Origin of the sequence: Burkholderia sp. RF2-non_BP3, assembly GCF_001522185.1 — a bacterium.
Taxonomy (GTDB): Bacteria; Pseudomonadota; Gammaproteobacteria; order Burkholderiales; family Burkholderiaceae; genus Burkholderia; species Burkholderia diffusa.
The window spans coordinates 1-14463 of record NZ_LOSU01000008.1 but is presented as its reverse complement, the minus strand read 5'-3'; the positions used below and the strand labels follow the sequence as shown (position 1 = coordinate 14463).

Below are 14463 nucleotides of genomic sequence, written 5' to 3'. Positions count from 1 at the left end.
GTCAGATCTCCCGAACCGCGAAGATGCGGGCAATCGCGTCGTATCGCATGACGGGCCCATCCTTGCAAACGAACGTCGAGCCGAACTGGCAGTGACCGCAGTGGCCGACCGCGCACTTCATGTTGCGCTCCATCGACAGGTAAATGCGATCGTCGGGCACGCCTCTTTCCTTCAGCGCGGCGACTGCAAAGCGCATCATCACCTCCGGTCCGCAGACCAAGGCCGTTGCCTCGCGCGGATCGAACGCCGTGCGGGCAATCAACGCAGGCACGACGCCGACGTTGCCGTGCCAGTCGGCATCCGCATGGTCCACGGTCACGTCGACGTCGATGTCCAGATACCGGCCCCATCGTTCGAGCTCGCGACGATAGAGGATTTCGTCAGGATGGCGGCAGCCGAACAGAATCGCGACCCGGCCAAACCGGCTGCGGCGGGCTATGATTTCGTAAATCGCCGGCCGCAGCGGAGCGAGTCCGAGTCCGCCCGCAACGATCACGACGTCCGTGCCGGCGGCAGCGGCAATCGGCCAGCCGACGCCGAACGGGCCGCGCACGCCGAGCGTCGCGCCCGGCGAGAGCCGCGCGAGCGCCCGGCTGACCGCGCCGACCTCTCGGATCGTATGCACGAACGCCGCATCGTCGGCCGGATCGCCACTCGTGCTGATCGGAACTTCGCCTACACCAAACACGTACAGCATGTTGAACTGGCCGGAGCCGATCAGCGCTCGCGCGCCCGACAACGGCACGATCTCGAGCGTGGCGGTGTCCCGAAGCTCCCGATGCCGGCGCGCGACACGGCAAATACGTGGCACGAGCGGATCGTAGGACGGCGCGCCGGCCGTATCAGTGCTTTCCATAGACATCGAGAATCTGCATCCGGGTGGCATGTAAGCGCTTCGCGAGGATCGGCAAGAAGCGCTTCATCATCTGATAGCCGAAATCGTGGTCGCGCTTGCACTTTTCGCGCAAGCATGCGGCGTCGATGCCGATCAACCGGGTCAACTCCAATGCCCGCGCATCGAACATCCACCGATAGGGAGAAATGAGCCATGAGGCCCCGACGATCTCGCCTGCGCCGATGGTTTCGACCACGACGGGCTTTCGTCCGGGAGAGGAAATCTCCAGCGCAATGCGACCGTGGCGAATTAGGTAGAATTCGTCCGCAGGCTCACCCTCGCGCAAGACATATTGGTCCACCTCGCATCGGCGGTTGGACACGCAGCCTTGAACGATTTCAAGATGCCGCGCGTCGAATCCGGCAAAGAACGGATGCTCTGCAAGAATGTGCTCAAGCCCTTCCATCCGTTTGCTCCTGCGCGTTTCCAGATGTGCCCCGGATTGCCGCAACCTCTTCCGTGATGTCGATACCGACCGGACACCAGGTGATGCAACGTCCGCAACCGACACAACCCGATGTGCCGAACTGGTCGATCCAGCTCGCAAGCTTGTGCGTCAGCCATTGACGGTACCGGGCGGCCGCTGTGTTGCGCACACTGCCCCCATGCAGATGGGAGAAATCCAGCGTGAAACACGAGTCCCATTTGCGCACGCGCTCGGCCTTCGACCCCGCGAGGTCGCCATGATCCTCCACGGTCGTGCAGAAGCAGGTCGGGCAGACCATCGTGCAATTGCCGCAGCTCAGGCATCGCCCTGCGACGTCAGTCCAGCGCGGATGATTCGGGTTGTTCTGGAGAAGCGACCGGATCCCGTCGGTTTGCATCGTACGTCCCATCTGGCCGGACGTGTGCTCGACCACTGCCCTCGCCGCGTCGCACTCTGCGTCGGTTGCCGGGCGATGCGGGATGCGCTCGACGAGCGCCGCTCCGGCATCGCTGCCGACTTCGACGACAATGGCCCCACCCTCGCCGGGCGGCAGTTCCGTCAGTGCCAGGTCGAAACCCGAATTGACCGCCGGTCCGGTTTGCATAGACGTGCAAAAGCACGTCCCGCCCGCTTGGCCGCAGTTGACCGCGACGATGAACACATCGCGCCGTCGCTGTGCGTAGCGCCGATCGATGTAGCGGCCTTCACAAAAAACGCGATCCTGAATGGCGATGGCGTGCAACTCGCACGCTCTTACGCCGATGAGCGCGAGCTTGCGCGATTCGTGTGCGCCGGGCACGATGGCGACGCCGATATCGGTATCGACGGCCGCAAACAGACGCTCGATCGGCGGATGAAGAAAGCGCTTCCACGAATGCGGCCCGACCGCAAATCCGAACAGTGCTTCGTCATCGCGCCGCTCGATGCGATAGTGTCCTGCATCCTGTCGGTCGGTCCAGCCAACGGGAAGATCGCCGACGGAAGCCACGTCGTCATAGATGATCGCCCCATCCCGAACAGTCGGCCCGATTACCCGGTAGCCGATTCCGGCGAGCACGTCGATCAGCGTCTGAATCCCTGCCCGATCGACCGCCACCGGGTGCACTTGCGTAGACGAATGCGCTTTCATCATGACACGCCGAGAATGACGCCGAGGAGGCTGAATGGCTGATGGTGGCGGCCCGCTCCGGCTATCAGCCGGACAGGGTCTTCGTCCTCAACTGGACGAATTCCTATGAAGTGTCGAACACCTCGCTGGTATGGAGGTTAAGTCGAATGTGCCTGAGCTTCTTGACATGCATCAACCCTCAATGTGCACCGGGTCGGGGGCGTTGACATCGCAATTTCTATGCTGCCTCACCCGTACCAACAGCCCCGAAATCGATTTCGTCACAGGACGCTAGAATCGCATCGCCCGTGGGGGCGCACCATTAGCCAAAAGTTCGCACAGTAGAGCCGGATCGACCCGCCGAAGCTCAAATCGATCGCGTGCCGACGCGGTAGTCGCGAAGCACGGCGCGCGTGCGCTTCAAAGCCACCAGCGCGATGGCCCGGCCGTTGACACCAGCGGCACGAAACGCGCGAGCCGGAACGGTACCAGTCCCACTGGGACTGTCAACTTGGCGGCTGCAAGGAGCGCTCGGTGGGAACGTAAATGATTCTCTCGTACTGCAGACGGATTCTGGGAGTCACTGGTGAATTTTCGCCAGATCGCAAAGCGTTCGGAAGCTGTTTGCGGTAAAGCGATGCGCGCAGCCGCCAAGTTGCAGTGCCCCACACCCCGCAGAGCTTCCTCCGTTACCGCATTGGGACGGACGGCATGTAGATCATGGATCTCTCGGCGAGCGTGGGCCATGCAGGCATGCTTCCTGAATGGTGCCGCCGCGATACAGCGCGGCGTAGCCCGCAAACGCGTCGGCTTGCAGCACGCCGGCGAAGTCTGCAAGATTCCGCGCTATGGATGCTCGCCCCGTCGATCGGGCGTGCAGGCGAACCAGACCGCCGCCGGATCTTCGGAGGCACTCGCCGATCATCACTCACATAGACCCACAGACGTCCTGTCTTCGTGCGGCCATTGCCAAGCGCCAGCACTGGCAGCGGCGTGTCGTCCGCATGAACCTTCCCGCCAGCCAGCGCGTAGCGGCGCACGGCGTCGACCTGCGGTGCGAACAGCATCGTGATGCTGTCCGTCCAATACCCCCATTGCGCCCGGATCGATCTCGACGCCCTCACGCGAGTACATAGCTGCCTGGCGGTACAGCGGAATGTGGTACGCGAACTTCGACACGGCGATGTGTGCGAGCAGTGCCGGACCCGGGCTGCGACGATCAATCGGCCGACCCGGTGCCGCAGTCGGCACGATGCGATCGCGGCACGCGCAGGCCAGCGTCGGACGGCTGTGACGAATCACGCGGAAGTGCGCCCTCACGTGTTCGAGCTGTTCCGCGACGTCTTCGCCTAGCGGCTTGAGTTGCCCGCCGCAATCAGGGCAGTCTTCGTCGGCCGGCAGATGGATGCGCTCTTCACGCTCAAGGTGATCCGGCAACAGCTTGCGGCCCGCGCCTTCGCGACTCGGCCGCTTCACTGCAGGAGCCGTGGCCATATCGGCCGAACTGCATCTCCCAAAGCGCAGCCACGGTCATGGTCGGCCACGCGCCCCGGCAAACAGACCAGCAAAATTGGTACACCATGCTCCCCGTACCGGGCGGATATCTCATCCTAAACTGCTACTGCCCGCTGAATCAGCCCATTCCGACTCCGATTGCGGCCCCGTCCGATAGCCGACACTCCCGTCGCCGGGCAATATTGCGCTGTAGGCAGTTGCTTGTCTGTCTACAACTCATGGGGCTTGGAACCTGCCGCCCGGAACATCGGGCGGCACTACCGTCCCACCAACTGCGGGCCCTCGCTCGTGCACCTCCAAGATGCCAGACAGGGAAGCCAGTGGAGCGCGTCCACGGAGAGCACACCCTCTCATAGCGAATCAGCACGTTGCCCCCTCAAACTGGTCCGAAAGCGGCAAGACGCTCGCCATAGACGCCCTCTACGTCCAGCAGAGGTGTCGCCTCTTTTTGTCCCATTCGGGTGAGCGAGATGTTCGGATCGCAATCGCCCGCTCATCAATTTCTCGCTACGCTGCACAGTCCGTATTTCGCGCGAGACTGCAATCGATGGACGACTGGCGTATCTCGGCATGCGGCATCGGCTGCTCAACCTCTCGCTCGGTCTGGATGCTGACGAACCACTTGCCGCCCGACAGGCTTACCGTGCCATCGCGCAGCACGCCCGGCACTTGGCGCGACAACCGCATCCAGCCCAGCTTGGGCAGAAAAATCCGACCATTGGCCAGATCGAGCTTGAATTGCTTCGGATCTGGATAACGAAAGCTGTCGCGCTGGCCGCGCTTGGCAAGCTTCGGGAACGCTGCACGCTTTGCAAAGAAATTCCTGTATGCCCGCCCCAGGTTCTTCAAAGCATGTTGCAGCGGATGAACCGGGGCATCTTTGAGCCAAGGCGTTCCGAACCACTGCGTCACCCAGTCAGCCGCTTCGACATCGCCACGTAGCCAATAAACTTATCGCCACTTCGTAATTCTGTTTCTGCAAGCCGCTCGGACCCACGGCGGACATGCAGGGCTCGTGTTCTTGCGCGCGTGTATGTGAAGAGCCATACCAACTGACTGACCAGTCGAGAGCTGTGGCCTGATCGGCATTCATGTCACGGGTGTGGGCAACAATCGCATCATGGTGGCGATTGGAAACTCCACTTTCATTTACGCAACACCTTGCCGGTTTTGACCGGCGCACAGACGCGTTCATTTCAATTCTGAACGTGAAAACGAGGCAGGGTCAGAACTACCGCCAACGCATGGACGCACGCAATCCTCCGTGTCATCCACGCGTGGCAGGACTGCACGCCGTCCTACTCGCATGACATCGTGATGGTCGCCTGCGCATTCGCCTCCCCGCCTGTGACGTTCGCGGCAGCCTGGATGTAGGCCGCCTCGAAACGCAGATCGATGTGCTGATTGTCCTGGTTGGGCCTGTAACAGGCTATGTTATCCCGACGAATGTGGACTGCTTTATCTGCTGGCCATGATCGAATTTGACCAGCAATGCTTCATGAATTTCGAGAAAGTTAAATTTTCGCGGGAGGCAGGTATGGGCCCTATTGCGCAGGCTGCGCCAGTGAGTGCTGCCGCGACAATTCGAGGTGGCACTGCGCTTGACGATATTTTATCGATTCGACGACAGATCCTTGAAGTCTCCGGCCAACAGAGCTCAACGCCGATGCGGATCGAAGATCGACGAAATGCGGCAGCTCAACTCAATAGTCGCCCCTGAATAATCCGGCAAGCCTTGCTCGGCGCGGCGTTGAGCTCGATATATGACTGTGAGAATTGCAGGAAGCCGGCATATGGGCGCGCGAATCCCGCTAATTTCGATGGGGTGTGGATGGGTCCCAAGACGCCCGTACCGGAAGGAAATTTGTTCCGGCATCCGCTACGCGAACAGATCAACTTGACGCACCCGTTGGTGCGCTTGGTCGAGTTAATCGACTGGAATCGGTTAAGCGTGTCGATGAGCGAAAGCTTCGTGTCGCGCCGTGGGTGGTCGGCGAGTTCGCCGCGCCTGATTGCTGGCTTGCTCTATTTGCAGCACGGATTCGACCTGTCCAATGAAGAGGTCGTCTGGCAATGGGTCGAGAAGGAGATCGCGCATCCGACCGATTCGCGGTTGCTTGAGCAGTGTCGCACGCATCTGGCGAAGGCTGCAGCCCGGCGCGGCCTGGAGTTGTGGCAGAACTACAACCGCGGGGCACCCCGCGTGGCGAGTCAGATCTGCCGCTACGCACATGCAAAGCAATACGAGTTCATGAAAAAGTCGCTGCAGACCTTGCGTTCGCGGGTGGGGCACGCGATGCGCGACGTCAAATGGCAACTCGATTCCGTCGCTGAGCAAAGCCGCACGGCGTTGGAAAACCTGATTGACCGCACGAAACGGATTCTGACGCAAAAGCAGAAGGACAAAAACAAGCTTTACGCGCTGCATGCGCCCCAAGTCGAGTACCCGGCGGAGGGCAAGGCACGCAAGCCTTACAAGTTCGGCGTGAAGGAGACGATCACAACGACGCACGAGGAAGACTTGGTGGTGGGGGCTCGCTCGATGCCGGGTAATCCCTACGACAGACATATGCTGGCCGAAGCACTGGAACAGGCGGCAATCCTGAGCGATATACAACCGGAAATAGCCAACATCGATCGTGGTTACAAAGGCGTCGCCATCGACGGAGTGACGATCTATCACCCAGGATTGCGACGCGGCATCACCTGCGGTCCACGCGCGATGATTCGGCGACGCAGCGCGAATGAGCCAGCCGTCAGAGACATGAAGGCCGACGGCAAGCTGGGTAGCAACTGGCTCCAGGGCGCGCTGGGCAATGCAATTCATGCGGCGTTATACGGCGCCGGCCACAACCTGCGGATGATCCTCACGAAGCTGCGGCTTCTTTATGCCTGGATTCTCGCCGTCCTGCTCAATCGTGGAGATGCTTCACCAGCGCGGCATGACGCCAACGCAGTGCAAAACGCATTATTTAGCATACTTACCTAATGCCAAGCAAATGAAATGACATCTGGGGCGGTACCGAAACACAAAGTCAGGGTAATTTCCTTGAAGCATGGAAATCATTCAAATGAGGGGCACAATGAAATATATTAAAAGACTTACATACGAGCTCGATGTCAATGACTGTATTGTTGTAAAAAATGCGCCAAATTAAATGCCAACCGATGAAATCAATGATTTCTGGCGAAAAAATCTCCTTGTTCACTATTTGCATGATGTAAATTTAAATTGGTCGAAAAATTGGCGATCGCTGATAGATATTGAGTCAGTTTACACAATACTCGCTCGCTTGTTTTCCTCGAGGCTCCGATTGGATCATATCTTCTGTGCCGACGAAAATTTCATTAGCGCTGGCGGGAAGATGCATCACCAAGCGGACATGTTTGAAGATGGGGTGTTTTATTTTGTGAAGAGTGGCAAGATATTTAACGGTTTGACGGGCGTCCTGTACGCACTCTCCGACATGAACTCCGGCGCCAGCCATCTCTGCTGCATTCCCGCATCGCATCGAGCGAATTTTTCAGTTCCCGATGAATATCGAAATCCTAATTCCAATCCGCTGATCAAGCATATATTCCTGACCACGGGCGATGCGCTAATTTTTTCGAGGCGCTGGTACATGGTACCTACCATGTCGAAAGCAGCGAGCCGCGCCGGGCGATATTCGTGCGCTACACTAACTCATATTCCTATTATCGAAGACCTGCCGAACATGCCGATCTATCGTTGCTGCTACCGACACCAAATCACTCGAGGTCGCTGGTGCAACGTATCGATCGAGATAAATTGACCAAGCGGCAAAGGCGCTTGGTAATGGAGCCAGCATATGCGCGAGGAAAATCGCCTTTGTGATGGTGTATGAACAGGATTCTACGAATTTTTTGAACAGGGTTGACTCATATATGGTTCCGGTCAGCGTCAAGGCGATCATCCGCAGGAAGCAGTCGGTCCTGTTTTTACGAAACCCACGCGGAGAGTGGGAGCTTCCCGGGGGGCGGCCGGAAATGGGCGAGTCGCTTGAACAGGCGCTGACGCGTGAAGTTCAGGAGGAGTGCATGCTCACCGTATCGCGCGCGCATTACGTCGGTAGCGGCTCGTTCGAAGTGATTCCCGGAAAATTCGTTCTGGTTGCATGTTTTGAATGCGAATTCGCTGATTGCGACGTTTCGCTCAGCGACGAGCATGATGACTCCGCCTGGATCGACTTCGAGAAACCCCGTCCGATGAATCTCCCATTGTTTTACTGGAAGCTTTGCTGGAACGAACTGTCTTGATGACAATCGGAGGCACATCTTGCACGACATGTTTCAGATTCTTTCCATGCAATCGGATTCGGCGTCATGCACACCGTCAGAAGATGTTGTCGGCTATGTACTGTCCGAATCGCGCTTCAAGGCATGGGTGATCGATGGGGCTCCCATCTGACGCAACGTCCGTTCACGACGTTCGATCAATGCTCCGATGCGCATTGGTTTGCGGTTGCACTTTCCGACTTTCTGGCGAACGACTTGCGTCAAGGTGGCTTTGATACTGGCCTGCTGCGGCTGGCGCTCGCGGAGCTCCGGCGCCAATATATGTCGCTCGCGCCGAATACGCCGCTTTGGGCCTATCCCGTCGCGGCCTGCACGATTGCCGATGTGCATCACATGCGGGATCACATTGTGGTGGACGTCTACCAGTACGCGGATTGTTTCGCGATATTGGCACCGCATGAGCGAAGAGGAGCGATTTCCGGTGATCGCTCATGGTCGTCACTCGAGCCGCAGGCCATGTGGCAACCGTGTTCGGGATTTTCTGGCGAGAAGTTGCAGGCGTTGCGCCAGAGGCGAATCGAGCAGCAGCACAATCAGGGCACGACGGCGCTGACGCTCAATCCTTGCAGCGCGGCCGACGCCACTCACCGGCGCCATACCGTCGTCACACCGTGCCACATGCTGATTGGCACCGATGGCTTATCGCGTGCGTGGGAGCATTACGGGCTGATGAGCCACGGTGATGTGATCGATTTTGTCGCCACCGAGGGACTGGGAACGCTGTTCGCTCGATTAAGAGGATATGAACGGCAACATACACCGGACGGCATGAAACCACGTGACGACGCGGCCTCGTTGCATGTGCTTTGTCTCTGACGGTGGCAATCCAGTCAGGCTTACCCGCCTGAACGAGATTATCGAATGGAAAGGTGTTGTCATGGCGGATCTGTTGATTCACGGTGGGGTGCCGCTTCGCGGGGTTGTACAACCCTCGGCAAACAAGAACGCGGTGCTCCCGATTCTTTGCGCAACTCTCCTGACCGAGCAACCGGTGCTGTTGCAGCACGTTCCCGACATCACCGACGTCCAGAAGATGATTCGGATATCCAGCCGCGCACAGGTTCATCGGCGGGATGCAACAGTAACCACAGCATGACCTGATCGTTGCAGCGATTCCGACGCGGCGACGAGCCCGGCAGGCTATCTGCATACCCTTCTATGGGAACTACGTCGACGAATTCGCGCGAGATCGCACTGGCAAGCGCCACACGATGAACCGTGTGCTGCACCGAAATGAGTCCGCAACGTGCCGACCGCGTTCGCCACGCCTGCACGAGCGTCACCGACCCGTTGTTAAATCCCGGATCGTCGTGGCGGCTGAAGCTCGCCGTGATATACTCAATGAGTGTTGTTTGACGTATTTTATGCATTTAAATCAATGCCTTACAGTTTATTGTGCGCGGGAGATTGTCATGATCCTGGAAGATAAACTCAGGAATGTGGTCAGCCGGCGAAAGGCCGATGTCTTTCTGCGGGCTGACTTCGCAAAAATGGGGAGTGATGCTCAACTTAGCAGAGCATTGCGGAAGTTGATCGACGAGGGAACGGTCGTAAAAATTGGGGTCGGAGTATATGCAAAAGCCAAACGCAGCAAGCTGAGCGGCAAACCTATTCCGGTTATGCCAGTCGAGTTCCTGGCCTCGCAAGCTCTCGAAAAACTGGGCGTGAAGATTTACCCGAGTCGATTGACGGCAGAATACAACACTGGGAGGACGACACAGATCCCCGCTGGCGTAGTGATCAATACGGGTAACCGGCGCATTTCGCGGAAGCTTGGTTTTGGTAGCAGAACCGTCAAATATGAAAACAATTACAGACAATCAACGGGACTTGATCGACGAGCTACTCGCTGAGCAAACGCTTGGCGACATTTCAGCCGCAATCCTCGAAAAAGACATCCATGTAACAGACGCTTTGCGTTCTCTGACCACCATCGAACACGAGCACGTGCGGCTCGTGTTCTGTGGTGGTACGAGTCTCTCAAAGGCGCATGACCTCATCGAACGAATGTCGGAGGACATCGATCTCAAGATCATCCTTGCACCTGAGCACGGTCTCAGTCAAAACCAGTTGAAGAATCATTTTTCCTCGCTCAAGGGTAAGGTGGCGACGGTCTTAGAGGGGTTAGGATTCGAAGAGATCAAAGATATGGCGATCGCAAGGAATTCAAACCGCTATTTTGGGAGCAGTTGGCGATACGCATCGGTCTATCCGACGCACCATAGTCTCCGCACTCATCTGAGCGTGGAGTTCACGGTGCGCACACCCTACTTTGACATCTCGGATGAGCCGCTCGACTATCTGGTCTATCGATTGGTGGGCCAGGACAACGCGCCGTTCACAATGTGCTGTGTCTCAGTAGAGGAAACACTTGCCGAGAAAGTCATTTCGTTCATGAGGCGGTTCGCAGAGCATCGAGCGAGGGTTCGCGACGATTGGGATGAGGCACTCGTTCGACACATCTACGATACTTGGCGTATCGTGTCCGTCGACAAAGATGCTGTTGAGCGCGCTACAACGCATTTCGCAGATTTGGTCGAGTTTGACCGTGCCGAATTTGCAAAACATGCGGCGTTCGAAGCAGATCCGGCAAAGTGCATGAAGGACGCGCTCGCTGAAATCGAGCACGATAGGCAAACTCAGAGCGAGTATGCCAACAAGCTCATCCCACTGATTTATGGGGCCGATCGCCCTGTCTTTAAAGACGCGTTCGCAGTGTTCAAGGCGACTGCCGAGCGACTCTTGGCCACGCTGTAGTCCAATGCTCTCGTGGCCTTACGTAAGCGCTGCTTGACTGACGTGTTGACAGGGTAAGATAAGGCTATTTTCGAGAGATTTGGTAGCGGTGATGGCTCTGCGCGACGGCAAATGCTTGGCAAGCTGTAAGGAGCGGAACGCTCTATCTGCCGCAATGAATGGACACAGTGCCGTGTTTCCACAGGTGCGGTGCACGATAACAAAGGGGCTTGCGATCTTCGATCGGGATGGGAAGGAAGTCTGGCGCTGCAACGCCTCTTACGCTGAAACGCACTTCAGGTTTGAACGTAAGCGGTCCGCGAACGACGTCCTTCAGAGTATTGGTTAGGATGAGTGGTAACCTTCAGCGCTTGCTGTTACCACGACTCCGAGGCAGGATGCAGAATACAAATCGCGTACAAATCGACAACCAGCTGGTTCATCGATTGATCCAGGAGCAGTTTCCCGAATGGGAGGGCCTGCCGGTAGAAATGATCGAGCCTGGAGGCTGGGACAATCGGACCTTCCGTTTGGGCAATGATATGGTGGTCAGGATGCCGAGTGGCCCTGCATACGTTGCACAAGTCGAGAAGGAACATTGGTGGCTTCCTAAGTTGGCGCCACATTTGCCTCTCCAGATTCCAACACCCCTAGTTAAGGGAATGCCCGGCAGTACCTATCCATGGCCATGGTCTGTTTATAAATGGATCGAGGGTGTGCCGGCCAAGGCAGAATTGATCGAAGACATGAATCAATTCGCCAGCTCCCTTGCAGAGTTTCTCCACGCACTGCACCAAATCGATGTTGAGGGCGGGCCGCTGGCCGGGCCGCACAATTTTCATCGAGGCGGACGGTTAGCAGTTTACGATCAGGAAATTCGAGCAGCCCTTACTGAACTTGAGGGCAATATCGACACAAGAGCAGTCGAGCAATTGTGGAACGTTGCCTTGCAGTCTGAGTGGCGAGCCACTCCGGCATGGGTTCACGGAGACGTCGCGTTCAGCAATCTGCTTGTCACCGATGGGCGGCTGAGTGCAGTCATTGACTTTGGTAGCTCGGCAGTGGGCGACCCCGCGTGCGACCTTGTAATCGCCTGGACTCAATTTTCCGGAACAAGCCGTGCAGTGTTCCAGAACAAGCTATCTTTTGACGAAGACACGTGGAATCGTGCACGTGGTTGGGCTTTATGGAAAGCGTGTATTGTCGCGGCACAGCACGATGGCAATCAACGCGAGACGGAAAGGTCTTGGACTGTCATCAACGAAGTACTAAACGACTCTCGTTAGTTGACGGGCGTCTTCCATGGCGACAGCGTGTCGTAATCGTCCACGGTCTTCGTCAGTGCGAGACGCTGGAACAGCCAAATGCAGCGATTCCTAGATAAGGGCGTCGGTATTGGGACTGCATACCTGCGGCCGTATCACGTGGGCTCCGCCCGTTTGCCATGATTGCCCCCTCGAGCTACTACTCGGTCGGCAGGGTCACGACCGGCGTGTACGCGTGGCGCGACGCGCTCATCGCAGATGACAGCCGGCTTTCCATGTACATCGAGGACCCTGTCGAATACCGAACAGTCCGATTTAAAATCAGCCAATTCCGATTCCACCGGCACGAGCTGTTTGCCATGATTGGTCGGTAGTTTGGTTTTCCTGTTCACACTCCCCCCCCACGAGGTCTCTCGTGGTGGCGTCTTGTTCATCACGGGTCCTCAACCTCCTCTAGAATTGGCGTTCCGGGAGCGGTACGAGGGTAACTCCCTCGGAGGGCCCACCTCCACCTTTGATCGAAGCGTCGCGGCAAAGCGCACGACTTGGTGGCGCGGCAGTTTGTCGGGCAAGTCGAATCGTATGCGGTCCATCAATGACGCCTCTCTCCGCGAACTTCGAGACCAGCACATGAGCCAGCAAGCCCGGACCGGCCAGGCCGCGCTCGATGGGGCGGCTCGGCGCAGCAACTTGTGTAATGTGGTCGCAGCACGTGCATGTCAGTTTCGGGCGCAGATGGCGGATCACGCGGAAGCTGGCCGGTACATATTCCAGCTGCTCGGAGATGTCCTCGCCGAGTTGCTTCACGGGGCCGCCGCACGCCGCGCAGGTTTCACCCGATTCCGGCCAGTACGTCAGGATCTCGCTTGGCAGATGCTCGGGGAGCAGTTTGCTTCTTCAAATGTGTTGACAGACCTAGTAAGGGGCGGAAGATGTCCGTCCGTGGACCGTGAACGGAAATCATGGGCGACCGGTGAAAAGTCAAGACATACTGTTGTTACTCAAACTCGTGTCCCTCGAGCGACAAGCGGGCCTGTCAGTAATTTCGTGTTCAAGGCATATGATGCTCCGAAGGAGGATGTATGCCTCGCAAACCGAAAGCCAAGCCGGTAGACCTGCCGGCCATTCCCGCCGAGTTGCTTGAGCAATTCGGCAACGGCCCGATGACCGCAGACGCGATCAATGCCGCGACGCTGGCCCTCAAGAAGGCGCTGATCGAGCGGGCGCTGGGCGGCGAGATGAGTCACCATCTCGGCTACCCGCCAGGCGCTGCCAAGCCGAGCGCCGTGACCAACCAGCGCAATGGCACGGGCGCCAAGACAGTCCTGACCGAGGACGGCCCGATCCGTATCGAGGTGCCTCGCGACCGCGACGGCAGCTTTGAACCGCTGCTGATTCCCAAACACGATAGACGCTTCACGGGCTTCGACGACAAGATCGTCGCCATGTACGCCCGGGGCATGACCGTGCGCGAGATTCAGGGATTTTTGCAGGAGCAATACGGCACCGAGGTTTCGCCCGATTTCATCAGCTCGGTCACCGACGAGGTCATGGCCGAAGTGACCGCCTGGCAAGCACGGCCGCTCGAACCGATGTATCCGGTGGTGTTCTTTGATGCGCTGCGGGTCAAGATTCGCGAAGACGCCGTGGTCCGCAACAAGGCGATCTACCTTGCACTGGGCATTCTGCCCGACGGCACGCGCGATATTCTAGGTTTGTGGATCGAAGGCACCGAAGGCGCCAAGTTCTGGATGAAGGTGTTCAACGACCTCAAAACGCGTGGCGTCCACGACATCCTGATCGCCGTGACCGATGGCCTCAAAGGCATGCCCGAGGCGCTGGCCGCCGTGTTTCCGGCGACCACGCTGCAAACCTGCATCGTTCATCTGATCCGCAACAGTCTCGATTACGCCAGTTGGAAAGACCGTCGAGGATTAGCCGCCGTGATTCGCCCGATCTACACCGCGCCGAGCGCCGAAGCGGCTCGGGCAGAACTCGATGCCTTTGCCGACGGGCCATGGGGCCAGAGATTCCCGACGGTCAGCGCGGCGTGGCGCAACGCCTGGGATCGTGTGATTCCATTCTTCGCGTTTCCGCCGGCGGTTCGCAAGGTTATCTACACTACGGATGAAATACACAAGCCCCCACGCCGTACTTCGCTCGTTCGCTATGTCCGCGCTTCCGGCCACCGTATCGGCGC

13 protein-coding genes and 3 pseudogenes are annotated in these 14463 nt (G+C 58.0%); 10 read left to right on the top strand and 6 right to left on the bottom strand.

Annotation, left to right across the window (positions count from 1 at the left end; genetic code table 11):
• Position 1: 1 nt before the first annotated feature.
• The 5 genes and pseudogenes from WS45_RS01970 to WS45_RS01955 all read right to left on the bottom strand — a co-directional run bounded on the left by WS45_RS01970 (position 2) and on the right by WS45_RS01955 (position 4857).
• Positions 2 to 862 (bottom strand): FAD/NAD(P)-binding protein, encoded by an 861-nt coding sequence (locus WS45_RS01970; RefSeq protein WP_208456498.1) that lies wholly within the window; start codon positions 860 to 862, stop codon positions 2 to 4.
• Positions 843 to 1301, bottom strand: coding sequence for a cyclic nucleotide-binding domain-containing protein (locus WS45_RS01965; protein ID WP_059534706.1), 459 nt, complete (start codon positions 1299 to 1301; stop codon positions 843 to 845). The genes WS45_RS01970 and WS45_RS01965 overlap by 20 nt, the downstream gene beginning before the upstream one ends.
• The gene (locus WS45_RS01960; RefSeq protein WP_156436999.1) at positions 1288 to 2454 is read right to left on the bottom strand and encodes a 4Fe-4S dicluster domain-containing protein; all 1167 of its coding nucleotides are present in this window, start codon (positions 2452 to 2454) and stop codon (positions 1288 to 1290) included. Before WS45_RS01960 ends, WS45_RS01965 begins: the two co-directional genes overlap by 14 nt.
• A gap of 639 nt (positions 2455 to 3093) precedes the next feature.
• Positions 3094 to 3915: pseudogene (tnpC, locus tag WS45_RS32880) on the bottom strand (IS66 family transposase); the annotation flags it as partial.
• Between the two features lie 537 nt (positions 3916 to 4452).
• Positions 4453 to 4857, bottom strand: a complete 405-nt coding sequence (locus tag WS45_RS01955; protein ID WP_373557206.1) for a hypothetical protein — start codon at positions 4855 to 4857, stop codon at positions 4453 to 4455.
• Between the two features lie 586 nt (positions 4858 to 5443).
• Here WS45_RS01955 and WS45_RS34655 point away from each other — a divergent pair.
• From WS45_RS34655 to WS45_RS32860, 9 genes and pseudogenes are all read left to right on the top strand, one after another.
• Complete coding sequence (locus tag WS45_RS34655; RefSeq protein WP_156436997.1) at positions 5444 to 5665, top strand: hypothetical protein; 222 nt, start codon at positions 5444 to 5446, stop codon at positions 5663 to 5665.
• Between the two features lie 111 nt (positions 5666 to 5776).
• On the top strand, positions 5777 to 6934 hold the full coding sequence (locus WS45_RS01950; protein ID WP_059534704.1) for an IS5/IS1182 family transposase: 1158 nt from the start codon (positions 5777 to 5779) through the stop codon (positions 6932 to 6934).
• 325 nt (positions 6935 to 7259) lie between these two features.
• Positions 7260 to 7739 carry a hypothetical protein gene (locus tag WS45_RS34650; protein ID WP_156436996.1) on the top strand — a complete coding sequence of 160 codons (480 nt, stop codon included), beginning with the start codon at positions 7260 to 7262 and terminating at the stop codon, positions 7737 to 7739.
• Positions 7740 to 7800: 61 nt separating this feature from the next.
• Positions 7801 to 8223 (top strand): NUDIX hydrolase, encoded by a 423-nt coding sequence (locus WS45_RS01945; protein ID WP_244139241.1) that lies wholly within the window; start codon positions 7801 to 7803, stop codon positions 8221 to 8223.
• A gap of 123 nt (positions 8224 to 8346) precedes the next feature.
• Positions 8347 to 9078 carry a hypothetical protein gene (locus tag WS45_RS01940; RefSeq protein ID WP_257127706.1) on the top strand — a complete coding sequence of 244 codons (732 nt, stop codon included), beginning with the start codon at positions 8347 to 8349 and terminating at the stop codon, positions 9076 to 9078.
• Positions 9079 to 9139: 61 nt separating this feature from the next.
• Positions 9140 to 9307: pseudogene (locus WS45_RS01935) on the top strand (UDP-N-acetylglucosamine 1-carboxyvinyltransferase); the annotation flags it as partial.
• Positions 9308 to 9674: 367 nt separating this feature from the next.
• Positions 9675 to 10115 carry a DUF6088 family protein gene (locus WS45_RS32870; RefSeq protein WP_082721808.1) on the top strand — a complete coding sequence of 147 codons (441 nt, stop codon included), beginning with the start codon at positions 9675 to 9677 and terminating at the stop codon, positions 10113 to 10115.
• Positions 10063 to 11019 carry a nucleotidyl transferase AbiEii/AbiGii toxin family protein gene (locus WS45_RS01930; RefSeq protein ID WP_059534700.1) on the top strand — a complete coding sequence of 319 codons (957 nt, stop codon included), beginning with the start codon at positions 10063 to 10065 and terminating at the stop codon, positions 11017 to 11019. The genes WS45_RS32870 and WS45_RS01930 overlap by 53 nt, the downstream gene beginning before the upstream one ends.
• Positions 11020 to 11396: 377 nt before the next feature.
• Positions 11397 to 12284, top strand: coding sequence for an aminoglycoside phosphotransferase family protein (locus WS45_RS32860; RefSeq protein ID WP_082721806.1), 888 nt, complete (start codon positions 11397 to 11399; stop codon positions 12282 to 12284).
• Positions 12285 to 12872: 588 nt separating this feature from the next.
• On the opposite strand, the pseudogene WS45_RS32855 reads toward WS45_RS32860, so the two are convergent.
• Positions 12873 to 13154 (bottom strand): annotated as a pseudogene (locus WS45_RS32855) (IS66 family transposase zinc-finger binding domain-containing protein); the annotation flags it as partial.
• A 191-nt stretch (positions 13155 to 13345) separates the two neighbouring features.
• Here WS45_RS32855 and WS45_RS01915 point away from each other — a divergent pair.
• A partial coding sequence (locus WS45_RS01915; protein WP_257140252.1) for an IS256 family transposase occupies positions 13346 to 14463 on the top strand: 1118 nt, incomplete at its 3' end.

Excerpts from the sequence above, each read along its gene's own strand:
- WS45_RS01965 (WP_059534706.1), bottom strand. The coding sequence starts at position 1,301 with ATGGAAGGGCTTGAGCACATTCTTGCAGAGCATCCGTTCTTTGCCGGA.
- WS45_RS01970 (WP_208456498.1), bottom strand. The coding sequence starts at position 862 with ATGTCTATGGAAAGCACTGATACGGCCGGCGCGCCGTCCTACGATCCG.
- WS45_RS01940 (WP_257127706.1), top strand. The coding sequence starts at position 8,347 with ATGGGTGATCGATGGGGCTCCCATCTGACGCAACGTCCGTTCACGACG.
- WS45_RS32870 (WP_082721808.1), top strand. The coding sequence starts at position 9,675 with ATGATCCTGGAAGATAAACTCAGGAATGTGGTCAGCCGGCGAAAGGCC.
- WS45_RS01930 (WP_059534700.1), top strand. The coding sequence starts at position 10,063 with ATGAAAACAATTACAGACAATCAACGGGACTTGATCGACGAGCTACTC.
- WS45_RS01950 (WP_059534704.1), top strand. The coding sequence starts at position 5,777 with ATGGGTCCCAAGACGCCCGTACCGGAAGGAAATTTGTTCCGGCATCCG.
- WS45_RS01945 (WP_244139241.1), top strand. The coding sequence starts at position 7,801 with ATGGTGTATGAACAGGATTCTACGAATTTTTTGAACAGGGTTGACTCA.
- WS45_RS01960 (WP_156436999.1), bottom strand. The coding sequence starts at position 2,454 with ATGATGAAAGCGCATTCGTCTACGCAAGTGCACCCGGTGGCGGTCGAT.
- WS45_RS34655 (WP_156436997.1), top strand. The coding sequence starts at position 5,444 with ATGAATTTCGAGAAAGTTAAATTTTCGCGGGAGGCAGGTATGGGCCCT.
- WS45_RS32860 (WP_082721806.1), top strand. The coding sequence starts at position 11,397 with ATGCAGAATACAAATCGCGTACAAATCGACAACCAGCTGGTTCATCGA.